Source organism: Streptomyces sp. NPDC127084 (genome assembly GCF_042724175.1).
Lineage (GTDB): Bacteria > Actinomycetota > Actinomycetes > Streptomycetales > Streptomycetaceae > Streptomyces.
This window is the reverse complement of sequence record NZ_JBHXFA010000416.1, coordinates 1-1122: the sequence shown is the minus strand read 5'-3', so window position 1 is coordinate 1122 and position 1122 is coordinate 1. Positions and strand designations below refer to the sequence as shown.

Annotated in this window: 2 protein-coding genes; both read left to right on the top strand. The window is 70.8% G+C overall.

Annotated elements, in window-relative coordinates; all coding sequences use genetic code 11:
• Nucleotides 1-155 precede the first annotated feature (155 nt).
• Nucleotides 156-509, top strand: a complete 354-nt coding sequence (locus ACFWI9_RS34665; protein WP_387169370.1) for a hypothetical protein — start codon at nt 156-158, stop codon at nt 507-509.
• 112 nt (nt 510-621) lie between these two features.
• The coding region (locus ACFWI9_RS34660; RefSeq protein WP_387169367.1) for a helix-turn-helix domain-containing protein at nt 622-1122 on the top strand (501 nt) is incomplete at its 3' end.

Below are 1122 nucleotides of genomic sequence, written 5' to 3'. Positions count from 1 at the left end.
CTCCTGTCTCAGGTGACGCTGAAGCACTGGGAGACGTCCCTCCGGACGGAGAGAGAGAGATCGAGGCTGCGCCAGAAGGACAGAACCTCTCCGAGGCTGATGTCCCGCATCAGCGGGGGCGTTCAAGCGAAAGCGCAGCAGCAGGGGGACGGATCGTGGACGCGTACGCCGTTGCCCTTGGCCGGCCGGTAATCAACGGGACCAAGGCCAAGCTGCACGGCCAGGCCGTCGAACTGCTTGCTCAAGGCCTCCCGGAGGCATGGCTGTGCGACCGGGCCCGGGAGATGGCGGGCCGTGGGTGGACCGACCTGGTCCGGCATGCGGAAAAGTCCAGCGCGCCCATCGCTCCGGCGGCCCCCGGGCGCAGCCAGCCGGGCCTGCCCGAATGGTGCGGGCAGTGCGGTGAAGGCTCTCCTGCCGCACGCCTCAATCCGCGGTTCCGAACGCTCGGTGAACTGGGCTCCGGCGAGAAGTGCACTGCCTGTCACCCGGACGTAGTGACCCGATAGGGCCGCTGGACGGCCTCCTGCCGCCCCGTCAGGTCGCGGCTGAGGAAACCCTTAGCGGAGGCCGGGAGCGGCGCTCAAACGCTTACGTAGACGATCACGGAAGGAAGTCCCGATGGACCGGGACACGAACAACACCACGGCCCACGCGGCCATCGATGCGCTGCTCGCCGGGGTCCGGGAGGAAGTCCCGCTGCCGAGCCCGGAGTTGCGCCGCCGGCTGCGGGAGGACACCGGCCTGTCGCGGGCTCAGGTGGCACGCGCGGTGGGCGTGAGCGCGTCGACGATGAGCGGCTGGGAAGCCGGCCGTGAGCCGAGTGGCGCCGTCCGCGAGCGGTACGCCTACTTCCTGGAACAGGCACAGGCCAAGCTCAACAGTCGAACCGCGGCCGCCGATTCCGAGCCCACGGAGACGACGGCCGACACCCCCGACGACGTCGGCCAGGACGACCTCGCCGTCCCGCAGCCGTGCGTACTGTGCGGGCAGCCCGCCCACCACCAGGTCGAAGGGTTCCCCCAGCACCTCGACCCCGCCGACTGTGGCTCGGCGCAGACGGTCCCGGCCGCCGATCCCTTCCGGGACCCGAAGCCAGCCCGGCGGACCGAGGCGGGTCGT